Origin of the sequence: Amycolatopsis sp. NPDC051373 (assembly GCF_040689465.1) — a bacterium.
In the GTDB taxonomy this organism is placed as follows: domain Bacteria; phylum Actinomycetota; class Actinomycetes; order Mycobacteriales; family Pseudonocardiaceae; genus Amycolatopsis.
On the sequence record NZ_JBFBAE010000011.1, the window covers coordinates 123543 to 148088 of the forward strand.

20 protein-coding genes are annotated in these 24546 nt (G+C 70.7%); 15 read left to right on the forward strand and 5 right to left on the reverse strand.

The window, feature by feature from the left end:
- Positions 1 to 117 precede the first annotated feature (117 nt).
- The 3 genes from AB0383_RS21900 to AB0383_RS21910 form a co-directional block, all read right to left on the reverse strand.
- A complete protein-coding gene (locus AB0383_RS21900) occupies positions 118 to 2775 on the reverse strand; it encodes an exo 1,3/1,4-beta-D-glucan glucohydrolase (RefSeq protein WP_366188384.1) in 2658 nt (885 codons plus the stop codon).
- 221 nt (positions 2776 to 2996) lie between these two features.
- A complete protein-coding gene (locus AB0383_RS21905; protein WP_364171048.1) occupies positions 2997 to 3920 on the reverse strand; it encodes an acetamidase/formamidase family protein in 924 nt (307 codons plus the stop codon).
- Between the two features lie 236 nt (positions 3921 to 4156).
- On the reverse strand, positions 4157 to 4993 hold the full coding sequence (locus AB0383_RS21910) for a DUF4436 family protein (RefSeq protein ID WP_364171047.1): 837 nt from the start codon (positions 4991 to 4993) through the stop codon (positions 4157 to 4159).
- A gap of 101 nt (positions 4994 to 5094) precedes the next feature.
- Here AB0383_RS21910 and AB0383_RS21915 point away from each other — a divergent pair, with 101 nt between their 5' ends.
- The 3 genes from AB0383_RS21915 to AB0383_RS21925 are packed head-to-tail and all read left to right on the forward strand — an operon-like array spanning position 5095 to position 7486.
- Complete coding sequence (locus AB0383_RS21915) at positions 5095 to 6153, forward strand: agarase (RefSeq protein ID WP_364171045.1); 1059 nt, start codon at positions 5095 to 5097, stop codon at positions 6151 to 6153.
- Positions 6146 to 6703: a TetR/AcrR family transcriptional regulator gene (locus tag AB0383_RS21920; RefSeq protein ID WP_364171043.1), complete on the forward strand. Its 558-nt coding sequence runs from the start codon at positions 6146 to 6148 to the stop codon at positions 6701 to 6703. Before AB0383_RS21915 ends, AB0383_RS21920 begins: the two co-directional genes overlap by 8 nt.
- A gap of 36 nt (positions 6704 to 6739) precedes the next feature.
- Complete coding sequence (locus tag AB0383_RS21925; protein WP_366188385.1) at positions 6740 to 7486, forward strand: dienelactone hydrolase family protein; 747 nt, start codon at positions 6740 to 6742, stop codon at positions 7484 to 7486.
- A 44-nt stretch (positions 7487 to 7530) separates the two neighbouring features.
- On the opposite strand, the gene AB0383_RS21930 is transcribed toward AB0383_RS21925, so the two are convergent.
- The gene (locus AB0383_RS21930) at positions 7531 to 7794 is read right to left on the reverse strand and encodes a GlsB/YeaQ/YmgE family stress response membrane protein (protein WP_364058448.1); all 264 of its coding nucleotides are present in this window, start codon (positions 7792 to 7794) and stop codon (positions 7531 to 7533) included.
- A gap of 267 nt (positions 7795 to 8061) precedes the next feature.
- Here AB0383_RS21930 and AB0383_RS21935 point away from each other — a divergent pair, with 267 nt between their 5' ends.
- Complete coding sequence (locus AB0383_RS21935) at positions 8062 to 9303, forward strand: carboxylate--amine ligase (RefSeq protein ID WP_364171040.1); 1242 nt, start codon at positions 8062 to 8064, stop codon at positions 9301 to 9303.
- Between the two features lie 34 nt (positions 9304 to 9337).
- The gene (locus AB0383_RS21940; RefSeq protein WP_364171038.1) at positions 9338 to 11359 is read left to right on the forward strand and encodes a hypothetical protein; all 2022 of its coding nucleotides are present in this window, start codon (positions 9338 to 9340) and stop codon (positions 11357 to 11359) included.
- Here the strand turns inward: AB0383_RS21940 and AB0383_RS21945 are convergent.
- The gene (locus AB0383_RS21945; protein ID WP_364171036.1) at positions 11353 to 12072 is read right to left on the reverse strand and encodes a glucose 1-dehydrogenase; all 720 of its coding nucleotides are present in this window, start codon (positions 12070 to 12072) and stop codon (positions 11353 to 11355) included. The genes AB0383_RS21940 and AB0383_RS21945 overlap by 7 nt on opposite strands.
- 221 nt (positions 12073 to 12293) lie before the next feature.
- On the opposite strand from AB0383_RS21945, the gene AB0383_RS21950 reads away from it, so the two are divergent.
- From AB0383_RS21950 to AB0383_RS21995, 10 genes are all read left to right on the forward strand, one after another.
- Positions 12294 to 13199, forward strand: coding sequence for an alpha/beta hydrolase (locus tag AB0383_RS21950; RefSeq protein ID WP_364171034.1), 906 nt, complete (start codon positions 12294 to 12296; stop codon positions 13197 to 13199).
- Between the two features lie 31 nt (positions 13200 to 13230).
- A complete protein-coding gene (locus tag AB0383_RS21955; RefSeq protein ID WP_364171032.1) occupies positions 13231 to 14856 on the forward strand; it encodes an NAD(P)/FAD-dependent oxidoreductase in 1626 nt (541 codons plus the stop codon).
- 14 nt (positions 14857 to 14870) lie between these two features.
- Positions 14871 to 15632 carry an SDR family oxidoreductase gene (locus tag AB0383_RS21960; protein ID WP_364171030.1) on the forward strand — a complete coding sequence of 254 codons (762 nt, stop codon included), beginning with the start codon at positions 14871 to 14873 and terminating at the stop codon, positions 15630 to 15632.
- 24 nt (positions 15633 to 15656) lie between these two features.
- On the forward strand, positions 15657 to 17147 hold the full coding sequence (locus tag AB0383_RS21965; RefSeq protein WP_364171028.1) for an NAD-dependent succinate-semialdehyde dehydrogenase: 1491 nt from the start codon (positions 15657 to 15659) through the stop codon (positions 17145 to 17147).
- Positions 17144 to 18376: an iron-containing alcohol dehydrogenase gene (locus AB0383_RS21970; RefSeq protein ID WP_364171026.1), complete on the forward strand. Its 1233-nt coding sequence runs from the start codon at positions 17144 to 17146 to the stop codon at positions 18374 to 18376. Before AB0383_RS21965 ends, AB0383_RS21970 begins: the two co-directional genes overlap by 4 nt.
- Positions 18373 to 19299, forward strand: coding sequence for a 3-hydroxyacyl-CoA dehydrogenase (locus AB0383_RS21975; protein ID WP_364171024.1), 927 nt, complete (start codon positions 18373 to 18375; stop codon positions 19297 to 19299). Before AB0383_RS21970 ends, AB0383_RS21975 begins: the two co-directional genes overlap by 4 nt.
- Before the next feature lie 215 nt (positions 19300 to 19514).
- Entirely contained in the window at positions 19515 to 20660 is a 1146-nt protein-coding gene (locus tag AB0383_RS21980; protein ID WP_366188386.1) for a substrate-binding domain-containing protein, read from the forward strand.
- Between the two features lie 31 nt (positions 20661 to 20691).
- Complete coding sequence (locus tag AB0383_RS21985) at positions 20692 to 23226, forward strand: ATP-binding cassette domain-containing protein (RefSeq protein ID WP_366188387.1); 2535 nt, start codon at positions 20692 to 20694, stop codon at positions 23224 to 23226.
- Positions 23223 to 24245: an ABC transporter permease gene (locus AB0383_RS21990; RefSeq protein WP_366188388.1), complete on the forward strand. Its 1023-nt coding sequence runs from the start codon at positions 23223 to 23225 to the stop codon at positions 24243 to 24245. The genes AB0383_RS21985 and AB0383_RS21990 overlap by 4 nt, the downstream gene beginning before the upstream one ends.
- A complete protein-coding gene (locus AB0383_RS21995) occupies positions 24245 to 24532 on the forward strand; it encodes a hypothetical protein (protein ID WP_366188389.1) in 288 nt (95 codons plus the stop codon). The genes AB0383_RS21990 and AB0383_RS21995 overlap by 1 nt, the downstream gene beginning before the upstream one ends.
- Positions 24533 to 24546 lie beyond the last annotated feature (14 nt).

The window sequence follows — 24546 nt, forward strand, 5'->3', positions numbered from 1 at the left end:
CCGACGACCTTAGTGTTATATACCTCGCCCCCCCCAACCCCCCCACCCACCCCTCCCCCACCCCACGGGGGGGGGCGGCGCCGCTCAACCCCCCGCCCCCCCGCCCCGGCACTCACCTCACGTCAGATCCGAACACTTCACAGCGTCCGGATCTTTCGCTCCGCCTGGCGACCACCTCACGTTCGCGAACGACGCCGAGAACGCGCCGTCGGTGTAGACCAGGAACGGCGTGTTGACGTTCTCGAAGTCGAGCCCGTTCGCGAAGCACGAGAGCGGGATCTTCACCGTCGACTTGCTCCCGGCCGGCAGGTCCGTGAACAGCTTGGTGGCGTTGACCTCCGAGAAGCACGGGTAGACGCAGTGCATGCTCACCACGGTGCGGTTCACCGGTGGCGAGTTCACGATCACGTCGAACTCGAGCGCCCCGTCCGCGTTGGGGTACCCGCGCAGGTCGCTGGTCGCGGGGCTCTGCAGGTACAGCTGTGCCGCGCCGGTGCCGGTCCACGTCGTCTTGAGGCCGTCGGCCTGCACGTTGACGTCGGCCGGAGTCACGGTGATCTCCGGGTGCTCCGCGGTGCCGTCGGGGCCGATCTCGGTGCCGCCCCAGTTCGAGGCCGAGCCGATGTAGCTCTTGTACGGCGCGATGTCCGTGCGGTCGAAGATCGACAGGTCCTCGGTCGCGGTGCCCCCGCCGCCGGTCGACCCGCAGGTCGTCGGGCCCTCGGTCTCGTCGAGCTTCGCCACGGTGGCGCGCTGACCGGTCTTGAGGCCGTAGCCCAGCGCGAACAGCGGGTCGTAGTCCGGGCTCCACGGGTTGAGCGGCGTCTGGCACGCGCTCTTCGGCCACGAGTAGGACAGCTTGCCCTGGTACCCCGTGCCGTCCTTGCCCTTGACCATCATGTCCGCTACGCCGCCGCCCTCGGTGCCGGGCAGCCAGGCCGCCACGAACGCGTCGGAGCGGTTGATCTCCTTGTTCAGGTACAGCGGACGGCCGCCGACGTAGGCGGTGACGACCGGGACACCCTTGCCGCTGACCTTGTCCAGTACGGCGAGGTCCTCGGGGTAGAGCTTCGCGGCCTCCAGCGACTTGCGCTGCAGGTCGCCCACGCCCTCGGCATAAGGCGTCTCGCCGATCACGGCGATCACGGCGTCGTAGCCGGTCGGGTCGACGTCGCCCTTCTCGCTGAAGGTGACGTTGGCGTCGCCGAGGTCTTCCTTGAGCCCGCCGAGGATCGAGGTGGCGTTGGGGAAGTCGGCGTTGGTGTTGCCGGTGCCCTGCCACGACAGCGTCCAGCCGCCGGTCTGGTTCTGGATGCTGTCGGCGCTCTTGCCGACCACCAGCACCTTCGACTTCGGCTTGAGCGGCAGCACGTTGCCGTTGTTCTTCAGCAGCGTCTGCGACTCACGCACGGCGTCGCGGGCGAGCCAGTTGTCCGTGAGCGCCTCGTCGGAGTTGGCGTAGGAGCGGTCCGACGGCTTCTGCTCGTCGAGGATCCCGGCGCGCAGCTTCACGCGCAGGATGCGGGTCACGGCGTCGTCGATCCGCGCCATCGGGATCTGGCCGTCGTTGACCTGCGCGATCGTGTTGGTGATGAACGCCTTCCAGTCGGCGGGCACCATGATCAGGTCGACGCCGGCGTTGATCGCCTGCGGGCAGCTCGCGTTGGTGCAGCCGGGGACCTGGCCGATGCCGTTCCAGTCCGACACGACGAGACCGTCGAAGCCCATCTTGCCCTTGAGGATCTGGTTCAGCGCCTTGTCACTGCCGTGCAGCTTGCCCTCGTTGATCCCGTCCTCGGCGTTGGTCCAGCTGTTGAACGACACCATCACGGTCTGGGTGCCCGCGGCGAGCGCGCCGTAGTAGCCCTGGCCGTGGATGTTGATCATGTCGGCGTCGGACGAGGGGTTCACGCCCTGGTCCTGACCCTTGATCGTGCCGCCGTCGCCGATGAAGTGCTTGGCGGTGGCGATCACGCCGTTGTAGGTGATGCGCTTGGTGGCGCCGTCCTGCAGGCCGTTGATGGCCTCGTAGCCGTAGGCGCGGGTGATGCGCGGGTCCTCGGAGAAGCCCTCGTACGTGCGGCCCCAGCGGTCGTCCTGCACCACGGCGAGCGTGGGGGCGAAGGCCCAGTCCTGGCCGGTGGCGCGGATCTGGCGCGCGGTGGCGTTCTCGACGTCGCGGACCAGGCACGGGTCGTGGGCGGCGCCGAGCGCGATGTTCTGCGGGAAGACGGTGGCGCCGTAGACGTTGTTGTTGCCGTGCACGGCGTCGATGCCCCAGATCACGGGGATCTTCGTGCGGCTGGTCTTCGACGCGCTCCAGTAGGCGTCGGCGAGGTTGAGCCAGTCCTGCTGTGTGGCGTGCTTGTTGCCGCCGGGCCACGAGCCGCCGCCGTTGAGCACCGAGCCGATCGCGTACTGCTTGACCTCGTCGGGGGTGATCGCGTTGATCTCGGGCTGCGTCATCTGCCCGACCTTCTCCTCCAGCGTCATGCCGGAGAGGATCTTCGCGATGCGCGCCTCGTCTTGCGGGTTCTTCTGCATCCTGCTGTCGACCTTCGGCCAGTCCGAAAGGGTCGGCAGGGTCTTCTCGATGCGCGCGCAGCCGTTCTTGTCCAGCGCGGGCTGCCCGATCTCGGGCTGCGCCGCGGCGGGCGTGGCCGGTGCGGCGGGGGCGGGCGCCGCGTTCGCGACGCCGCCGAGGAGGGTGAGGCTCGCGAGCGCGGCGAACGTGGTCCTTCGGGCCCGGGACCACCCGGGGGATCTTCTGGCCATCGACAGTCCGTTCTGCAGAGGGCGGCGGGGACGGGCCCAAAGCGGGCCTTGGCGATCCTGACCGGACAAAGAGGATGGCGTCAAGAGGTCCGGACCCTACGGAAGTCCGTTATTTCTCGACTCGAATTAAGGCGTGATCGCACCTGGGTCACGGATGGACCAGACCAGTGCGCGCCCCGGGCAGACCCGAGTGGCCGCGTAGGCACACTTCGCCGGATCGATCAGCGGATCGCGTCGGCGGGGAGTACGGCGTGCACACCCCAGGTTTGGTTGGCGACCTGGGTGACGCGCAGGTCGACCACCGGGCTCGCGAGCGCCAGCGCGGTGGGGCGGTCGAGGTCGTAGAGCTTCTGCAGCCACGTGAGCATCGCGCCGAGCGCCTCGGCGGTGGCCTCGTTGAGATCGGTGTGGAAGCCGAACGTGATGCGCCCGGCGGGCGTCTCGGCATGGATGCCGGGCACGGGCCGGTCGGTGGTGAGGTCCAGCGTGAGCTCGGTGGTCATCGGGCATTCGATGGCCGTGCCGCCGACCTCGCCGTCGCCCTGGGCCGCGTGCCCGTCGCCGGCGAGCAGCCGCGCGCCGGGGACCGTCACGGGCAGGTACAGCGTCGAGCCCGCCACGAGCCCGCGGCAGTCGATGTTGCCGCCGCCTTCCGGGCGCGGCGGCACCGTGGAGTGGTCGCCCGGCTCGGCCGGCGGCAGGCCGATCACCCCGAGGAACGGCGCCAGCGCCACGGTCTGGCCGCGGTCGTTGGTGCCGGTGCGCTCGCCGGCGTCGAGCTCCCACAGCAGCCGTCCGGGCGGGCCGCCGGCGACGCCGAGCTTGCGCGTGAGCCAGTTGTCCTTCGACGCCGAGACGGTCCAGCCCCAGTCGCCGGGCCGCAGGTCGTCCAGGTGCACGGCGAGCACCGTGCCCGGCTCCGCGCCACGCACGGCGATCGGGCCGGTGAGGCAGTGGCCCCGGCTCGGGTCGATCATCCGTGGCCGCTGCTCGCCGGGTGTGCGCTGGCGTTCCAGGAACCCGTGGCAGTCCAGCGAACCCACCACGACCGTGTCCCCGGGGTCGACGGTCAGGACGGGCTCGGTGTCCCGGTTGAAGACGTCGATCGTGGTTTCACGGGTCGGGTCGAGGTGGTGCCGGGCCATGTGCGCGCTCCCTGGGGTCGGTGCTCGCCCCGGATCGTCGCACGGACACTCGTCCGCCGGCGCCGCCGAGTGAGAAATGCCGCCAGGCGGCCGAGACGTTCGTCGGCGTCGCGGTGGTCGCGGCGCGTCTGGTGGTCGAGTTGCCAGGCCAGGTTCGGAGTGATCACGGTGCGCTCCCTCGTCGTCGGGTGTCGCAGGGGCGACTCACGGGCGAGCGCGAAACAGACAGCTCTTCGCTATCCGGCGCGATTCGCCCGCTCCACGACGGCGCCGGCGACCACCGACGCGAACACGCTCAGCGCCACGATCAGCTCGGCCCACAGGAACGCCGTGTAGTCCAGCAGCGTGCCGATCGGCGGCGACCCCGGAGCGGCGTTGCGGAAGGAGGCCAGCGCGAACAGCGACGCGGCCATGAACCCGAACGCCGGCCACACCAGCCCGCCGCGCCGCGCCACGAGGTGGCGCGCACCGAGCGCCACCGCGACGGCGATCGCCCACATCGCGAACATCATGAACAGCGCGAACACGAGCACGCTCGTCGCGCGGGTGAGGCGGATGTCGAGGCCGCCCGAGCTGTCGGAGCCGGTCACCGCGAGGCCGAACAGGCTGTCGACCTTGTCCACGGTGAGCAGCACCGGCACCGGCTTGCCGTCCTGCACGGCGGCGAACTGGATGTGGCTCTCGTAGCCGTCGAACGGGTAGTCGGTGATCGCGCCGCCCGTCAGCGCGATCGGCAGATCGGCGCTCGCGATCCGCTCGTGGGCGGGGAACGTCTGGTCACCGCGCAGGCTCGAGGAGTTCAGCAACGTGAGGTCACTCGCCGGCGCGACCCCGTCGTCCTCGCCGAGCCGCCCGCGCGGCACCACGAGCACCCGCAACGTCACCTCCCGCGCGACGGCGTCGACCTTCTGCACGGTGGCGTTCACGTCGATCCGGTCGGGTTCCTCCGTGCCGATGGAGTGCCACGTGTCCCCGGCCGTGCGCTCGGCGGAGTGCACCCACACCCCGGCCCCCGCCGCGAGCCCGATGCCCACCAGTACGCCCGCGGCCCAGGCCACGCCTTCCCACCTCATGGCGGTGATGGTGACACCGGCGGTCCCGGCGCGCCCCTCCGCTCACGCAGGCGGGTGACCCCGGACAGCAGGGGAGACGAACCGGTTCGTATCCTCAACCCATGGCGTTCTTCACAGTCATCCGCCACGGCCGATGGACGTTCACGGGGCCGGACGGCGAGCCGTTCCCGTCGATCGGGGTCGCGCACGCGCATGACACGAACCTCCGATACCCGCACAATCAGGACATCTGGCGCACGCGCTACGGCGGCTCGCGCGAGAAGTGGCTTCGCGACGGCCTGGGCGTGGATCTGCGCGCCTGGGGGTTCACCGCGGTCGGCTCGACCGCGGAGTACATCAGCGGCACCGGGCTCGGCGTCACGGGCACCGTCGTGGACCTGGGGCACGCGGAGGACCTGCCGGGGGCGGACGTCGCCGAGGCCGGGTTGCCGTATGTGCAGGCGTTGCGGGTCGCGGAGATCGAGTCGTGGAACGGGCACCCGGCCTACCGCGACCCGCGCTCGCCCGCGTTCGCCGAGTACTGCGACCACCTGGCCCGCACGCTGTGCCGCCCGGAGGATCCGTTGCTGCTCGGGTACTTCCTCGTCGACGGGCCGGCCTGGGCGCGCCACCCGACGGGCGCCGGCTGGCCCGGCCCGCTCGCCGAGACGGCCGAGGCCTACTACGCCACGGCCACCGCGGCGATCCGCCGCCACGACCCGAACCACCTGATCCTCGGTGACCGCTTCGGCACGAAAGCGGGCGCACCGGACGAAGTCCTCGATGCCGCCGCGAAGCACGTCGACGTGCTGTCGGTGCAGACGTTCCCGGGCCCGGGCGCGCTGGACACGGCGCTGGAGACGCTCGAACGCTGGCACACGAGGACCGGCCTGCCGGTGCTCGTCGCCGACACCGGCAACTGGTGCCCCACGCGGCTGAGCCCGCACCGCACCGGCAGCATGCGCGACCAGGCCGACCGCGCCGCCGGGTACGTCCGCACCGCCGAGGCGTTCGCCGCGCTGGACTGGTGCCTGGGCTGGCACTGGTGCGCCTACGTCGAAAACCCGCAGCGTGGCTGGGGCCTGAAGGATCCGTGGGACGAGCCCTACGACGACCTCGTCGGCCCGATCACCGAGGTCAACCGCCGCCTGGCCGCCGCGTGGGCGGTGCGCGGTGCCTGACGCCACCCGCCGCAACCCCCAGACCCACCGCGCGATCCTCGACGCCGCCTGGGACCTCACCGCCGCCGGCGGCTGGGCCGCGGTGAGCGTCGACGCCATCGCCGCGCGCGCCGGCGTCGGCAAGCGCACCGTGTACCGCTGGTGGCCCAGCAAAGCCGCCGTGGTGCTCGAAGCCTTCCTCGACCACGCCCGCGCCAATCCGGTCACCACGCGCGCCACCACCGCCGAAGGCCTGTTGCGCGCCCACGCCCGCCACTTCGCCGACCTCTACGTGGACACGGTGCTGGGCCGCGTCTTCACCGGCCTGCTCGGCGCCGCGCAGCAAGACCCCGACCTCGCCGCCCGCCTCGACGAGCACTGGTTCGAGCCCCGCCGCGCCCCCGTCCGCGCCGCGGTCCGCGAGGTCGTCGGTCCGGACGCCGACGTGGACCTGCTGCTGGACTTGGTCTTCGCGCCGCTGCACTACCGCTTGCTCACCGGCCGCCGCCCGCTCGACCACACCTACGCGGACGCCGTCGTCACAGCGGTCCTGCACGGGGTACTAGGTTGACGATCGAGAGCCAGCAAGCTGATCGACAGGAGTGACATGCGCAAGGAGAAGGTGGACGTCCCGGCCGCCGACGGGGTCGCCGACTCGTACCTGGTCGTTCCCGATGGCGGGCCGCACCCCGGGGTGCTGCTGTTCATCGACGCGTTCGGGCTGCGGCCGCGGATCGAGGAGATGGCGGAGCGCATCGCGGAGGCCGGCTACGCCGTGCTCGTCCCGAACCTGCTCTACCGCGGGGGCCCGGCGCCGCAGATCGACGTGTCGGAGCTGGGCGATCCGGACAAGCGGGGCGAGATCTTCGGCAAGATCATGCCGCTGATCCAGGCCCTGGGTACGGACAACACGATCCAGCGTGACGCCCAGATGTACCTCGACTTCTTCGCGGCGCAGGAAGGTGTCGCGAACGGACCGGTCGTGATCACGGGCTACTGCATGGGCGGCACCAACGCCCTGCGCGTGATCGAGGCGTTCCCCGAGCGCGTCAAGGCGATCGCGGCGTTCCACGCGGGCGGGGTGGTCACGGACGGGCCCGACAGCGCGCACCTGGGCGTCGGCTCGATCACCGGCGAGGTGTACTTCGGGCACGCCGACCAGGACCACTCGATGTCGGCCGAGCAGATCAAGACGCTGGAGGCCGCGCTCGACGAGGTCGGGGTCACCTACCGCTCGGAGGTCTACGAGGGCGCGACCCACGGGTACACCATGACCGACACGGCGGCGTATGACGAGGCCGGCGAGAAGCGGCACTGGGAGAACCTGTTCGCGCTGCTGGAACGCGTGAAGTGAACCACCGGCGGGGCGGCTCGCGAAGAGCCGCCCCGCCCACTGGGTCAGTCCCGGCTGCGGTGGAAGATCATCCGGTAGGCGACGAGGATGATCAGCGCACCGAGGATGGCCAGGCCCCACGTGCGCAGGTCGAAGAACGTGCCCAGCTGCACGTGGAACAGCGTCTTGCCGACCCAGCCGCCCACGAACGCGCCGCCGATGCCGAGCAGGATCGTGATGATGCAGCCGCCGGGGTCCTTGCCCGGCATGAGTGCCTTCGCGATCAGCCCCGCGATCAAGCCCAGCACGATCCAGCTGATGATTCCCATGACTGTCCTCCCGGCCGCGGTGCGGCGTCGAACTCCGGCGCGAACCGCGCGTTCTTGAGCGCACAGGATGGCAGGCACCCGAACGGGTGGCGCGGCGAGTGGACCGGACGTGACCTGGATCTCACCCGGAGGCTCGCGGGCGGCCGGATCGAGAGTATCCACAGTGGACACGCGGCCCGCTCGATCGGCGCGGGGTGCGGACATCTGGGACCGTGGAGGTACAGACCCCGTCCGACCCCCCGCACGCGCCGAACAGAGGAGCGGTCCATGGCCCAGCCCGCACCGGTCACGAAGAATCCCGACAAAGGATATCTGGCCGTGCTCGGCTGGAGTCTCAACGCGGTCGAGGCGCTCGACCGCTTCGACCGCCGCTACGTCGTGGTCGCGCCCGACTGGGCGGAGCAGTACTGCGCGGAACACGACATCCCTTACCTGCCGTGGAACTTCGAGAGACTCAACGACCGGTCGATGGAGATCGCCGAGACCCTGAAGCAGGAAGGGGTCGACGTCGCCATCCCGCTGTTCGAGGAGACGGTGGAGTGGGCCGGCGCGATCAACTCCGTGCTGATGGACAACCCGCGCCTGTTCGGCCAGGCGATGTTGTTGCGGGACAAGGCTTTGATGAAGCGCCGCGCGCAGCTGGGCGGCATCCGTGTCGGCATCTTCGAGGAGGCCCACGCGCGTGACGACGTGGTGCGGTTCCTCAAGCGCGTCAACCAGACGCTGCTCAAGCTCGACGGCGACCCCAACGACCCCATCCACCTCAAGGCGTTCGACAAGGCCGGCTGCCTGGGCCACCGCGTGATCCGCACGCCCGACGAGATCGACATGATTCCGGAGGAGGAGTTCCCCGTCCTCATGGAATCCCACCTCGACGGCTGGGAGTTCGCCGTCGAGGCGTGGATCCACGGCGGGAAGATCAAGTTCCTCAACATCTCCGAGTACGTCACGCTCGGGTACTCGGTGTTCGTGCCCGCGACGCCGGAGCTGGAGCGCTACCGGCCGCAGATCACCGCGCAGATCGAGAAGCTCGTGAAGACCTTCGACATCGAGTTCGGGTTCGTGCACCCCGAGTACTTCGTGACCAGCGACGGCGAGATGTACTTCGGCGAGGTGGCCTACCGCCCGCCTGGCTTCAAGGTTTTCGAGCTGCTCGAACGCGCCTACGGCTTCAACGCCTACCAGGCATTGGCGCTCGCGTTCGACCCGAAGACGACCGAGGAGGAGATCGACGCGTTCTTCCCGCGCGAGGTCGTCGACGCGGCCGGTGTCGCCGGCTGCTTCGGGGTCTACCCTCGGCGGCGGGTCGTCAGCGAACTGAGGATCCCGGAAGAGACCGAAGACGACGACTACTACGAGTCCCACGACCTGTCGGCGCCGCAGGAGGAGACGGTGACCAAGCGGACCGCGTTCGGCACCCACTGGGGACTGCTGTACTTCTTCGGTGACGACGCCTACCGGATGCGCGAAACGCTGAAGAAGCAGGAAGAGCTCGACTTCTACGTCTGAGAATCAGGCGGGAGAGCCGACCGGGGTAACACCAGTGAATCCGAACGCCGACGCGCCGGGTAGCACCGCCCTCGCCAAACGGGTGGCTTCGCTCGACGACGCCGTCCAGGCCATGGCCGAGACGCGCGACTTCGGCAAGCACACGAAGCTGCGGCGCGTGCTGGAGGCCCTGCGGCGCGTGCTGCTGCAGCCCGGCGGGGCCGCCGCCGTGCAGGCCCGCGCGCAGGCGCTGGACGAAGCCGGTCTCTACCAGGGCACCGACTGGGCCTCGCCGGAGATCCTCCTGCCGGCGCTGGTCGGCCCCGGGCTGCACAGCGGGGAAGCGGACACCGTCGTGATCGAGGCGGCGAGCGAGCTGCGCATGCTCGCCGTCGCGCTGGGGGAGTACACCCACCCGACGCTGTCCGCCGAGGACGCTTGCGGGTTCCTCTCCCAGGTGCTCGCGATGAACCTGGAGCTGCTGTTCACCCCGCCCACCGAGGCCGAGCGGGCGCACGAGGGCCGCACCGCGCAGCTCATCCGCGCGCTGTTCCGCCACGTGGCCGACGGGATCGGCTACGCCAGCGTGCTCGACAAGCTGGTCGGGGAGATCTGGCGGATCCTGCGCCAGCGCCCGATCCAGGTCGAGCAGGTGCAGTCGCTGATCACTCGGATCTCCGTGTACCGCGGCGACCCCGAGGTCGACCTGGGCCCGAACTCCGGGCAGGGGCTCGACCGGCTCATCACGAGCCTGTTCGGCACCACCGAGGCGTGCAGGGAGGACCCGGGCTTCGAGATCTTCCGCTCGCGGCTCGAGGCGATGGACGCTGGTGGCCTGCAGTACGAGGCGTCCGGCTTCGCCCGGGCGATGCACGACACCGGGCTGGTTTCGCCGTACCACGCCGAGCTGCTGCGGTTCGTGCGCCACGAGGGCGACTACCTCGTCGCGGAGGCGCTCGGGCTGTCCGACACCGGCCGCAACTGCCTGCTGCGCTACCGCGATCTCGTGCACCAGCTCATCGAGGAGGCCGTGCACCCGGAGACCGCGCAGTGCGTCTACGGCCTCGCGCTGCTGCTCGACCGCGGCATCCTGCACGAGCCCCCGGTGGTACCCGCGTTGTGGCGCCAGCTGGCGCTCACCCTCGGCCCGGCAGCGCGTGAACGGCTCACGGCCGTGTTCGGCCCCGCGCCCGACGCGAAGGCGCGCCTGACCGCCGGCGTGCTGTCGATGCTCGGTCTGCCGCTCGGCGTCGGCCAGGGCGACAACCCGACCTGCCAGTCGGCCCGCGCGCTGTCGATGTGGGCGGGCAACGACCCGGACTACCTCCTGCAGATGGTCGTGTGGGCCGCCCGCGACGACGAGGTCACCATGCACTTCGAGGGCCAGCCGATTTCCTCGCGCGAGAGCGAGGGCGGCATCGCGCGCAAACTGCCCGTGGATCTGGACCCGGTGTCGCTGCTTGTGGTGCCCCACCTCGACCGCATCTACGCCGAGATGGGCCGGCGCTGCGTCGACCGGCCCGGCGATCCGCACCGCTGGGTCAACCCCGAGTTCCACGGCTGGTGGGCGTTCCGCGGCTTCCGCATCAACGTCGACGTCGCCACCGGGAACCTCATCGACCTCGACGAGTTCCTGCGCGCCTTCCACGCCAGCTACCACCCGGCCTACAACGGCGACCAGCCGCTGATCCACCCGCAGCCGGCCGGCGTCGCCGTCACCGACAGCGCGGCCCGCTACGTCGGCTGGCACGCGATCACGATCCTGCGCGTCGCGCCCGACCCGCACGACGTGATGCGCGTGTACTTCTTCAACCCCAACAACGACAGCGGTCAGGACTGGGGCGACGGCGTGGTCGTCTCCACCGCCGGCAACGGCGAACGCTTCGGCGAGGCGTCACTGCCGTTCGACCAGTTCGCCTCGCGGCTCTACCTCTTCCACGTGGACCCGCTCGAACACGGTGAGCCGGAGAAGGTGCCGGCCGAGGACGTCGAGCGGATCGTGGGGTACCTCGAGCGCAGCTGGGGTGCCGACCGGCTGCCGGCGGGAAGTCTCCAGGCCGCGCCGCCGCCTCACTGAGCCAGATAACCGCCGTCCACGACCAGCTCGGAACCGGTCACGAAGCTCGACTCGTCGCTGGCCAGGAACAACGCGCCGTTGGCGACCTCCTGGGGGTCACCGGCGCGGCCCATCGGGGTCTGGCCGATCACGAACTCGTTGATCTCCGGGTCCTGCGCCTCGGTGAGCGGCGTGCGGATGAAGCCGGGGTGCAGGGAGTTCACGCGGATGTTCTCGCGCGCGTAGGTGATCGCCGCGCTCTTCGACATGTTCCGCACCGCGCCCTTGGTCGCGTGGTAGGCGTGGGCGCCCGCGACGGCGACGGTGCCCCAGATCGACGAGACGTTGATGATCGAGCCACCGCCGTTGCGCTGCATCAGCGGGACGACCTCGCGCATGCCGAGCCACACGCCGGTCTGGTTGATCGCCACGACCTGCTGCCACGACTCGAGCGAGAGCTCGTGCAGGGACTCGTACGCGATCACCCCGGCGTTGTTGGCCAGTACGTCGACGCGGCCGTGGCGGTCGGCGACCTCGCCGACGACGCGGGCCCAGTCGGTGTCGCTGGCGACGTCGAGGCGGTGGTACTCGACGCCGTCGGCGAACCCGTTCGCCTCGGAGCGGCCGGTGGCGATCACGGTGGCGCCTTCGCGGGCGAAGGTGTCGGCGATGGTGCGGCCGATGCCGCGGCCGGCGCCGGTGACGAGGGCGACCTTGCCCTGCAGACGGTTCATGGTTCCTCGCTCGAAGCACGGAAGAGGGGAGGCTGTCCGGCTCAGCTTCGCCCGTCGCGGGGACGTCGTGGTCGCTCAGTGTGAGACGCGGATGTGTCATTTTGCGACAGCGCGTGGCGGGCGGCTCTCGCGTGGTGATGCTGGGTGGACCGGCGCCCGGACGGGCACCGGACACCCCTGTGACCTCGCTGTCGAAGCGGGATTCCCCTCCAGGAGAGCCCATGACGTTGCCCGAGCCGACGGACCTGCTCGGCCAGATCTACGCCGGGTGGGCGGTCGAGATGAACCGCCACCCGGACATGTCGGTGGAGCTGCTGCGGATCGTCTTCGACGACTGGCAGCGCGCGACCGCCGAACCCGAAGGCGTGTCCTACGCCCACACCGAACTCGGTGGCGTGCCCGGCATCTTCGTCACGCCCGAGGGCGCCGACGCCGACCAGGTGCTGCTGTTCTTCCACGGCGGCGGCTTCGCCCTCGGGTCCTCCGCGAGCCACCGCAAGCTCGCCGGCCACCTCGCGAAAGCCTGTGGCACCACGGCTTTCGTCGCCGACTTCCGCCTCGCGCCCGAGCACCCGTACCCCGCGGCGCTGGAAGACGGCGTCAAGGCGTTCGACGCGCTGCTCGCGCGCGGTCACCGCGTCCGCGACATCACGCCGGTCGGCGACAGCGCCGGCGCGAACCTCGCCGTCGCCACCGTGCTGAAGCTGCGCGACGAAGGCCGCGAGCTGCCCGCCCAGGTCATCACGCTGTCGCCGTGGCTCGACATGGAGAACAGCGGCACCACGATCGAGACCAACAACGACACCGATTTCCTCATCGCGCGCGAAGGTCTGCAGGCCAACATCGACCGCTACCTCAGCGGCGGCGCCGACCCGCGCGACCCGCTCGTGAACCCGCTCTACGCCGACCTCACCGGTTTCCCTCGGCTCTACATCAGCGCCGCGGACACCGAGTCGCTCTACGAGGACAGCGTGCGGTTCCACGCGCTCGCCACCAAGCACGGCGTCGACGTCACCTTCGTCGTCGGCGAGGGGATGCAGCACGTCTACCCGTTCCTGGCGGGCCGCCATCCGCGCGCGGACCAGGAGATCCGGACCATCGCCGACTTCTACCGCGCGGGCCGCTGAGACTTTTCCCACCATCACCGAAGGGATCACCATGCCGTCCACTCAGGACACCAGCTTCGACGCCATCGTGATCGGCGCCGGCTTCTCGGGGCTGGCGATGCTGCACCACTTCAACCAGCTCGGCCTGCGCTCGGTCGTGCTCGACTCCGCGGAGGGCGTCGGCGGCACGTGGTACTGGAACACCTACCCGGGCGCCCGCACCGACAGCGAGTTCTACTACTACTCGTTCTCCTTCTCGAAAGAGGTCCGCGAGGAGTGGACGTGGCAGGAGCGCTACCCGTCGCAGCCGGAGGTGAAGGCGTACCTGGAGTTCGTCGCGCGCCGGCTCGACCTGTACAAGGACATCCGCTTCGGGACGAAGGTCGAGACGGCCGCCTACGACGAGGACGCGAACCTGTGGTCGGTGACGACCGCCGACGGCCAGGTCCTCACCGCGAAGTACCTGGTCAGCGGCATGGGTGTGCTGTCCGCGCCGAACCTGCCCGACATCCCGGGCGCGAGCACGTTCGCGGGCGAGAGCTACCACACCTCGCGCTGGCCGCGTGATCGTGAGGTCGACCTGCGGGGCAAGCGCGTCGGCGTGCTCGGCCTCGGCGCGTCGGGCGTGCAGCTGGTCCCGGTGGTCGCCGAGACCGCCGGCGAGCTGTTCGTCTTCCAGCGCACGCCGAACTACGTCGTCGCGAGCTCCAACCGGGCGGTCGACGAGCAGTGGATGAACGAGGTCCGCGAGAACTACGACGAGAGCTTCGAGAAGGCGTTCGACCACGGCTTCGCCGTGCCGTTCGTCAAGCCGGAGCTCGGTGCGAAGGACGCGAACGCCGAGGAACGCGAGCGCGTGTTCGAGCAGGGCTGGGCCGAGGGCGGCTTCCACTTCATGCTGGAGACGTTCAACGACCTGGCCGTGGACCAGGAGTCCAACGACCACGCGTCGGACTTCATCCGGCGCAAGATCCGCGAGACCGTGACGGACCCGGTGACCGCGGAACTGCTGTGTCCCAAGGACTACCCGTTCAACGGCAAGCGCCCGCCGGGCGGCCACGGCTACTACGAGGCCTACAACCGCAAGAACGTGCACCTGATCGACGTGAAGACCCGCGGTATCGACGAGATCACGCCGGACGGCATCGTGGTCGGCGGCGAGCTGTACGAGCTCGACGTGCTGATCTTCGCGACCGGCTTCGACGCCATGACCGGCACGCTCACCCGCATCGACATCGTCGGGCGCGACGGCGAGGTGCTGCGTGATCACTGGGCCGACGGCATCAAGACCAACCTCGGCCTCTCGGCCCACGGCTTCCCCAACTTCTTCATGATCCTGGGGCCGCAGACGCCGTACGCGAACCTGCCGGTGGCCATCCAGGCCGGCGTGGGCTGGATCGCCGACGCCGTCGAGTACGCCCGTGAGCACGGAATCGAGCGGCTGGAGTCCACGGCGGAGGCCGAGCGCGAGTGGGCCGAGGAGGTCAACCGCGCCGGCTCGGCGACGATCATGGCCAGCGGCGCCAAGGCCAACGCGTGGTTCATCGGCGCGAACATCCCGGGCAAACCGCTGGAGTTCAACGTCTACATGGGAGGCGCGGACGCCTACTTCCGCCGCTGCGCCGAGATCGCCGACGCCGGCTACCCCGGGTTCGTGCCCCAGACCGCCGACGCGTGAGACAGGAGACGGCCATGCCCCGCTTGGCGGGCAAGACGGCGATCGTGACCGGCGCGTCGTCCGGGATGGGCCGGGCGACCGCGGAGCTGTTCGCCGCGGAGGGCGCTCGGGTCGCGCTCACCGACGTGGACGCGAATCAGGGCGCGGCGGCGGCGCGCGAAATCGGCGCCGCCGCGCGGTTCCACGCGGTGGACGTGCGCGACGAGAAGTCGATCGAGCGCGCGTACACCGAGATCGTGGCGGAGTTCGGCAAGCTCGACATCCTGGTCAACTGCGCCGGCGTGATCGGGGTGGACAAGCCCACGCACGAGGTCACCGAGGCCGAGTGGGACGCGCTGTTCGCGGTGGACGTGAAGGGCGTGTTCTTCTCGACCAAGCACGCCGTGCCGCACCTGATCGCGAACGGCGGCGGCAGCATCGTCAACTACTCCTCGATCTACGGCCTGGTCGGCAACGACGAGTTCACGCCCTACCACGTGGCCAAGGGCGCGGTGACGATGCAGACGCGCCAGGACGCGGCGATGTACGGCAAGTACGACATCCGCGTGAACTCCGTACACCCGAGCACCGTGCTCACCCCGCTGGTCGAGGGGATCGCCGAGGCGTACGAGGGCGGCCTGCCCGCCTACGAACGCATGATGACCGCGAACCAGTCCCTGCGCCGGCTCGGGCGCCCGATCGACGTCGCCTACGCCGTGCTCTACCTCGCCTCCGACGAGGCCGCCTGGGTCACCGGCGTGAACCTCCCCGTCGACGGCGGCTACACCGCGCGCTGAGCGCGCCGAGAAAGGACGACAACCATGACCGCACTGGCCGAATCCCCGGCCGGGCTCTTCGCCGGGCACGAAGTACCGCTCGGGCTCTACCTCAACGGCGAGTGGACGCACCCGGGCAAGACCTTCGAGGTGCTCAACCCGAGCACCGGGAAACCGCTAGCCGAGGTCGCCGACGGAGGCCCGGACCACGCGCTGGCCGCGCTCGGCCACGCCGTGGCGGCGCAGGACGCGTGGTGGCACTGGTCGCCGCGCGAGCGCGCCACGCTGTTCCACCGCGCCCACGCGCTGCTCGTCGAGCGGGCGGACGCGTTCGCCGACGTGATGGTGCTGGAGAGCGGCAAGCCCCGCGCCGAGGCGGCGGGGGAGTTCGCCCTGTCGGCCGGGTTCTTCCTCTGGTACGCCGAGCAGATCGCGCACCTGCACGGCACGTACGCGCCCGGCTCGCCCGGCGGGTACCGCGTGGTCACCACCCACCAGCCGGTGGGTCCGAGCTTCCTCGTCACGCCGTGGAACTTCCCGCTGCTGATGGTGGCGCGCAAGGGCGGCGCGGCGCTCGCGGCCGGTTGCACGGTCATGGTCAAGTCGGCCAAGGAGACGCCGCTGACCGCGGCGCTGTTCATCCGGACTCTGCACGACGCCGGGTTCCCGCCCGGTGTGGTGAACCTCGTGCACACCAGCGACTCCGCCGCGGTGTCCGACGTCGTGCTCGCCGACCCGCGGCTGCGCAAGATCAGTTTCACCGGGTCGACCGGCGTCGGCAGCCTGCTGCTGGCGAAGGCCGCCCAGCACATCGTGAACTCCTCGATGGAGCTCGGCGGCGACGGGCCGTTCGTGGTCCTCGACGACGCCGACGTGGACCTGGCCGTGCGCGAGGCGATCGCGTGCAAATTCCGCAACGCGGGGCAGGCGTGCGTCGCGGCCAACCGGATCATCCTGCACCGAGCGATCGCCGACGAGTTCACGGAGAAGTTCGTCGCGGCCACGCGGGCGCTGCGCGTCGGTGACGGGTTCGAGGACGGCGTGGACGTCGGTCCGATCATCACGCCGCTGCAGCTGGAGCGTGTGCAGTCGCTGGTGGACACCTTCACCGCGGCCGGCGCCGAGCTGCTCGCCGGCGGAAACCGCATCGAGTCGGCGGGCAACTTCTTCGAGCCGACCGTGCTGCGGCTGCGCGAGGCGGATCCCGTGCTGTGCAACCAGGAGCTGTTCGCCCCGGTCGCCGCGCTGTTCACGGTGGACTCGGCGAAGGAGGCACTGGACTTCGCCAACGACACGAACTACGGGCTCGCCTCGTACCTGTTCACGAAGGACCTGTCGCGCGCCTTCGCGATCGCCGAACGGCTCGACTTCGGCATGGTCGGCATCAACCGCGGCATCATGGCCGACCCGGCCGCCGCGTTCGGCGGCGTCAAGGAGTCGGGCCTCGGGCGCGAGGGCGGCCACGACGGCATCTACGAGTTCCTCGAGCCGAAGTACCTGGCCGTGACCGTGAACGAAGAGGAGATGGGCGCGTGAGCTCCGAAACCCTGGGCCTGCTGCGCCAGCCCAAGACCGTCCTGTTCGGACCCGGCCGCCGCGCGCAGTTGCCGTATCTGGTGAAGCCGCTGGGCCGCACGGTGCTGGTGTGCACCGACGAGCGGATGGCCGGCAGCCCCGAGTTCGCCGGGATCCGCGACTCGCTGACCGGCCAGGGCCTCGACGTGCGTGTGTTCTCACGCGTCGAGCCGGACCTGCCGCGCGAGAACGTGGAGGCGCTGCTCGCAGAGGTGGACGGCGGCGAGATCGACGCGGTGATCGGCCTGGGCGGCGGCAGCTGCCTGGACTTCGCGAAGGTCGCGTCGATCATGCTCAAGCGCGGCGGGAACGTCGCGGACCTCTACGGCGAGAACCTCGTCGAGGGCCCGGGCCTGCCGCTGGTCACGGTGCCGACGACCGGCGGTACCGGCGCGGAGGTCACGTGCATCGCGGTGGTCTACGACGCGGACAAGGGCATGAAGGTCGGGGTCGCGAGCCCGTATCTCGAACCGTACGCGGCGGTCGTCGATCCGGAACTCACGCTGAGCTGCCCGCCGGGGCTGACCGCCGCCACCGGTGCCGACGCGCTCTCGCACCTGGTCGAGTCGTTCACCGGCCGCGAGAAGCACCCCGATGCCGAGCACCTGCACCGCCACCTCTACGCCGGCAAGAACGTGCTCACCGACATGTACGCGCTGCGCGGGTTCACGCTGCTCAACAGCTCGCTGGAGCGCGTCGCGAAGGACCCGGCGGACCTGGCCGCGCGGACCGACACGATGCTCGGCGCGCTGAGCGCGGGCATGGCCATCAACACCGCGGGCACGGCGGGCGCGCACGCCATCCAGTCGCCGATCGGCGCGCTCACGCACACCGCGCACGGCTTCGGTGTCGGTGCGCTGCTGCCGTACGTGATGCGGTTCAACCTGCCGGTGCGGGAGGCGGAGTTCGCCGAGATCGGCGTGGCGTTCGGCATCACCGACCCGGCCCTGTCTCAGACCGAGCGGGCGCGCGCGGCCATCGAGCGCACGGAGGAGATCCTCGGCGCGCTGGGCGTGCCGCTGAACCTCAAGGACCTGGGCCTCGAACCGGACCAGTTCCGTTACGTGGCCGAGCAGGCGATGCTGGCGACCCGCCTCACGGCGAACAACCCGCGGGACTTGAGCGAGTCCGCGATCGTCGAGATCCTCAAGCGGGGGTACGCCGACGACCGCACGTGGTGGGAGCTGTGACCGAAGACCCCGTCGACCCGGTCGCGGTCATCGGCACGGGCGCGATCGGCGTCGGGTTCCTCGTGCTGTTCGCCCTGGCCGGGGTCCCGGTGCGGGCGTGGGACGCGGACGCGGCGGCGTACGACCGGGCCCGCGCGGCCGTGGCCGATCGGCTGGCGCTGCTCGGGAAACACGGCCTGCTGCCCGGGAAACTCGCGGAGATCTCCTACCACGAGCAGCTGGGCGAGGCCGTCGACGGCGTCGCGCTGGTGCAGGAATGCGCGGCCGAGGACGTGGTGGTGAAGCGCGCGCTGTTCGCCGACCTGGCCGCGCGCGCGGGTCCGGACACGGTGCTCGCCAGTTCCAGCTCGGCGCTGGTCCCGAGTTCGTTCGGCACGGGGCTCGGCGGCCGGGTGCTCGGCGCGCACCCGGGCAACCCGCCGTATCTGCTGCCGGTCGTCGAGCTGATCCCGGCGCCGGACACGCGTGCGGACATCCTGGCCCGCGCGCGGGCGGTGTACGAGGGGGCGGGAATGAGACCCGTGCTGGTGCGCAAGGAGGTCGAGGGCTTCGTCTTCAACCGCCTGCAAGGCGCGCTGCTGCGCGAGGCGTACTGCCTGCTGCGCGACGGCGTGGCCGACGTCGAGGACATCGACGAGGTGGTGCGTAGCGGGCTCGGTCCGCGGTGGAGCGTGATCGGCCCGTTCGAGACCGTCGACCTCAACACCCGGGGCGGCATCGTCGCGCACGCCGCGCGGATGGGTCCCGCCTACGCGCGGATGGGCGCCGAACGCGGACAGGACGATCCGTGGACCGACGACCTCGTCGCGCTCGCGAGCGAGCAGCGCAGAGCCCTCGTGCCGCTGGACGAGTGGGACGCCCGCGTGAGCTGGCGCGACGAGCGGTTGATGCGGCTGCGGGCCGCGATGAGACCGCGCGACTGAACAAGGCGAAAAGCCGGAGCCGCCCCGACAACCGGGGCGGCTCCGGCTTTTTCGCGTGCGCCGGAGATCCTTTACCGCCTCGCGCGGAAAACGGTCGGGAAATTCCGCGGCGTGTGTCAAATTGACACAGCCGCGTCTCACACTGACCGGGTCCGCACCCCCTGCGGTAGCCGACACTTTTGCCAACTCGGGGGCGGAATATCGGGAAGGCGAACATGGCGATCAAGAAGAGAACCGCGATTGTGGCCGTTTCGGCCGCGCTGTTCCTGGGCGGCTGCGCCACGGGCGCTCCCACCGGCCAGGGCGGGAGCGAGGCCGGTGCGAACAACGCGGCCCTGCAGCAGAAAGTCGGGGTCGTCGGCACGCAGGAGCAGATCCAGGACGTGAGCAAGTTCTGCGGCACGAAACCGCTCACCGTCGCGTTCGCCGACGGGTTCGGCGGCAATTCCTGGCGCAAGATCACGCGCAAGCTGTTCGAGGAAGAGGCCGCGAAGTGCCCGAACATCACGAAGGTGCTTTACACCGACGCGCAGGGTGACACGCAGAAGGCCATTTCCGACCTCAATTCCCTCGTCGCGCAGAAGGTGGACGTGATCGTCACCTTCGTCGACGGCGGCGAGGCGCTGCTGCCCACGATCAAGAAGGCGACTGCGGCCGGGGTCAAGGTCGTGCCCTTCGTCGGTTCGCCCGGCGGGGTGCCCGGCAAGGACTACGTGGACTTCGTGTCCGAGGACATCAAGACCTACGGCTCCGCCCTCGCCGAGTGGACGGTGAACGCGATGCACGGCAAGGGGAACCTGGTGATGCTCGGCGGCATCGCCGGCAACTCCTATTCCCAGGGCGTGTACCAGGGCGTGCTCGACGCGGTGAAGAAGCACCCGGACGTGAAGCTGCTCAACACCGACGGCCCCGTCGCCACCGACTGGGAGCCGGGCAAGACCCAGCAGGTCGTGGCCGGGCTGATCACCAAGTACGGCACCATCGACGGGATCGTGTCGGACTACGGCGGCGGCTCGGTCGGCGGGGTGCGCGCGTTCATCGCGGCGAACAAGCCGCTGCCGGTGTGGTCGGCCAACGACTCCAACGAGTTCGGCTGCCTGTGGTACCAGTACAAGAACTCCCAGCCGGGCTACCAGATCGCCACGGAGTCCTCGCGCAACTGGATCGTCAACGTCGCCCTCCACAAGGGACTCGCCGCGGCCAACGGCATCGCCGACGACGAACCGTCCACTTACGACCTGAAGATCATCGAGGACTCGACCGACCCGGCCAAGCAGCCCAAGTGCGAGAAGTCGCTGCCGCCGGACGCGATCCTCTCGTCCGGGCTGTCGGTGCCCGACCTGCAGGCGCTGTTCAAGTGAGCGCCCCGGCCCGAGGAGAAGAGGGGCGACCGTGACGCAATTCGAAGTCCCCGTCGTCGGTGAACGCGCCGGCGAGCCCGCCGAATCCGTCGGCGCGGCCGCACCGGCGGTACTGAGCCTGACCTCGATCTCGAAGTCGTTCGGCCCCGTCCGGGCGCTGTCCGACGTGGACCTGGAGATCCGGGCCGGCGAGGTCCACGCCCTGGTCGGTGAGAACGGCGCGGGCAAGTCCACGCTGATGGCCGTCGCGTCGGGGGTCCTGGCCCCCGACGCGGGGACCGTGGTCATCGGCGGTGAGCGGCTCACGTCGGCCTCGCCCCAGCTCGCCCGCGAGCTCGGTCTCGGCATCGTCCGGCAGGAGCCGGCGCTGCTGCCGGACCTGACTGTCGCGGAGAACATGGCCGTGGCCGTCGGCTACGGGCGCGTCGGCGGTCTGCGGCGCGCCCCGACGTGGGCGCAGGAGCAGCTCGACCCGTGGGGCATGGGCATCCGCGCCCGCAGCCGCGTGGCGGAGTTGAGCGTGGAGCAGCGGTTCGTGGTCGAGATCGCCAAGGCGCTCGCGCTCGGGCCGAAGGTGCTGATCCTCGACGAGCCGACCGAGCACCTCAGTCTCGACGAGGTGCAGACGCTCTTCGACCGCGTCCGCGAATGCGCGCGGGCGGGCGCGGCCGTCGTCTACATCTCCCACCGGATCCCCGAGGTGAAACTCATCGCGGACCGGATCACGGTGCTGCGCGACGGAGCCGTGCGCGGCACGTTCGCGGCGTCCGAAGTGGACGAACAGCTGATCGTCGAGCGCGTGATCGGCCGGGCGCTGGAGACGGTGTTCCCGCCCAAGGGCGGCGGCACCGGCGAAACCGAGTTGCTGCGGGTCGAGGAACTGTCCGGCGCGCACTTCGCCGACGTGGCGTTCACCGTGCGGCCCGGCGAGATCGTCGGCCTCGCCGGCGTGCAGGGCAACGGCCAGAGCTCGGTGCTGCGCGCGTTGGCCGGGCTGGAGCCCGCCAAGGGCACGGTCACGGTCGCCGGCCGGCAGGTGCGGCTCGGCAGCAACGCGGCGGCCGTGCGCGCCGGGGCGGTGTACGTGCCCGCCGACCGGCACGGCGAGGGGGTCTTCGGGCCGCTCGCCGTCGGGGAGAACACCGTGCTGGCGACGCTGGACGAGGTCACCACGGCCGGCCTGGTGTCCGGCCGGCGCGTCGACGCCGTCGCGCGCGGAGAGGTGGCGCGGCTCGGGGTGAAGACCCCGGGCGTCGCCACGCCGATCTCCGCGCTGTCGGGCGGCAACCAGCAGAAAGTCGTGCTGGCGCGCGCGATGCTCGCGAAACCACGCTTGCTGCTGGCCGAGGAGCCCACGCAGGGTGTCGACGCCGGCGCCCGCGTGGACATCTACCGGATCCTGCGCGAAGCGGCCGACAAAGGCGCGGGGGTGTTACTGCTCTCCTCGGACGGCGTCGAGCTCGAAGGGCTGTGCGACCGCGTGCTCATCATGTCCCGCGGCTCGATCGTCGCGGAGCTGGCGGGCGACGAGGTCTCCGAAGCCGCGATCACGCAGGCGGCCCTGACCGCGACGACTGTCCGCGCGCGCGTCGCGGCGCGGGCCGGGCGGTGGCTCACGGCGAATCGGTGGCTGCGCGGCGACCACACGCCCGCGGCCGTGCTCACGCTCGTGTTCCTCCTGCTCGGTCTCGTGGTCGGAGCCGGGAGCACCAGCTACTTATCGGAGTTCAACCTCTACAACCTGCTGTTCGCCGCGGCCCCGCTGATCCTGGTGGGGACCGCGCAGCACGTGGTCGTGCTCGGCGCCGGGATCGACCTGTCCGTCGGCCCGCTCGTCGGGCTCCTGGTGGTGATCGCGTCGTTCTGGGTCGTCGCAGGGGGACCGGCGGGCATCGGGTACGCGCTGATGTTCGGCGCCGCGCTGCTCGTGGGCGTGGTCAACGGCCTGCTCGTCACCAGGTTCCGGGTCAACGCGGTAGTGGCGACTTTGGCGACGTACATGGCGCTGCAAGGCGTGTACCTGACGCTGCGCAGCACCCCGGGCGGGGTGTTCCCCGACGGCGTGACGGCCCAGATCTCGCTGCGCGTCGGGGTGCTGCCCGTGGTCACGATCGGCGCGGTGGTGCTGATCGTGGTCCTGGAGTGGGCGCTGCGGCGCACGCGCTGGGGCGTGGAGCTACGGGCGGCCGGCTCGAACCGCACGGCGGCCGAGCAGCTCGGCGTCCGCTTCGGACGCACACAGCTGCTGTCCTACGTGGCCTCGGCGCTCCTGTGCTTCCCGGCCGCGGTGATCGTGATGGCGCAGATCGGTATCGGCGACGGGCGGCCCAGCCTCACTTACACACTCTCGTCGATCACGATCGTCGTGCTCGCCGGGGCCAGCGTGTTCGGCGGGCGCGGGTCGTTCCTGGGCGTGCTGGCGGCGGCGCTGCTCGTGCAGCAGCTGGTCACGGCTTCGCCGTTCCTCGGGCTGTCGCAGGCCTGGTCGTACTGGCTGCCGGGCCTGATCACGCTGGGCGCGGCCCTGCTGTACGCCCGGCTGCGTGGCGGAAGGAAACGGGCATGACGCAAAAACGCTCCACTGTGGACACCGCGGCCGTGGACCGCGTGTGGACGCGCCTGCTCAGCGGCCGGTCCGCCGCCATCTGGGCCGCGTGCGTGGTGCTGTTCGCGATCAGCCCGCTGGTGGCCCCGGGCAGCCTGGGTGCGGCGCCGATCCTGAGCATGCTCCCGTTCGCGGCGGTGCTCGCGATCGCCGCGGCGGGGCAGACGCTCGTGGTACAGCAGCGCGGCCTGGACCTGTCGGTGCCGGGGATGATCGCGCTGGCCGCCGCGCTCGGTACCGGGCTGCCGCAGAACCACGGCTGGCCGGTCTCCGCCGCCGTCGCGGCCGGGGTCCTGGCGCCGGCGGTGGCGGGCCTGCTCAACGGCCTGCTGGTGACCGTCTTCCGCGTGATGCCGCTCGTGGTCACGCTCGGGATGAACGCCGTGCTGCTCGGCACGGTGTTCGCGGTGGCCAACGGCACGCCCGCCGGCGCGCCGGAGGGGCTGAACCAGTTCGCGCTCGACCGCACGGCGGGCGTGCCGAACACGGCGCTCATCGCGATCGTGGTCGTGGGCGTCTCCGGTGTGGTCGCCCAGCGGTCGGCGTTCGGGCACCGGCTCACCGCCGTCGGGGTGAGCGAGCGCGCGGCCGCCGCCACCGGCATCCGCGTGCCCTCGCACCAGCTGCTGGCCTACGGGTTCGCCGGCGTCTGCTACGGGCTCGCGGGCGTGCTGCTGGCCGGGTACACGAAAACCCCGCCGCTGTTCCTCGGCGATTCCTACCTGCTGCCGACGGTCGCGGCGGTGGTGCTCGGCGGCACGGCGCTCACGGGCGGGCTCGCCAGCGTGGTCGCCTCCGGTGCCGCGGCGCTGTTCCTGACACAGCTCGGCCAGCTGCTGCGCGCGGTCGGCTGGCCCGACTCGACGCAGCTGATCGCACAGTCGGTGGTGCTGGTGGCGGTGGTGCTGGCGCGCGAGCTGGTGCCGGTGCTCGTGCGGCGGTTGCGTGGGCCGGACCGAGTGCTGTCGGCGGTGGTGTGATGGTGGCGGGTGGGTTGTGGGCTGGCCCTGTTCGCGAGCTGCAGCTGATCGCGCAGTCAGTGGTGCTGGTGGCGCGCGAGCTGGTGCCGATGTTTGTGCGGCGGTTGCGTGGGTCGGATCCGGTGCTGTCGGCGGTGATGGGTGAGTTGTGGGTTGGCCGCGGTCGCGAGCTGCAGTCGATCGCGCAGTCGGCGGTGCTGATGGTGCTGGTGTTGGCGCGCGAGGCGGTTCCGGTGCTCGTGCGGCGGCTACGTCGGCCGGATCCGGTGCTGCCGGCGGTGATGTGATGGTGATGGGTGGG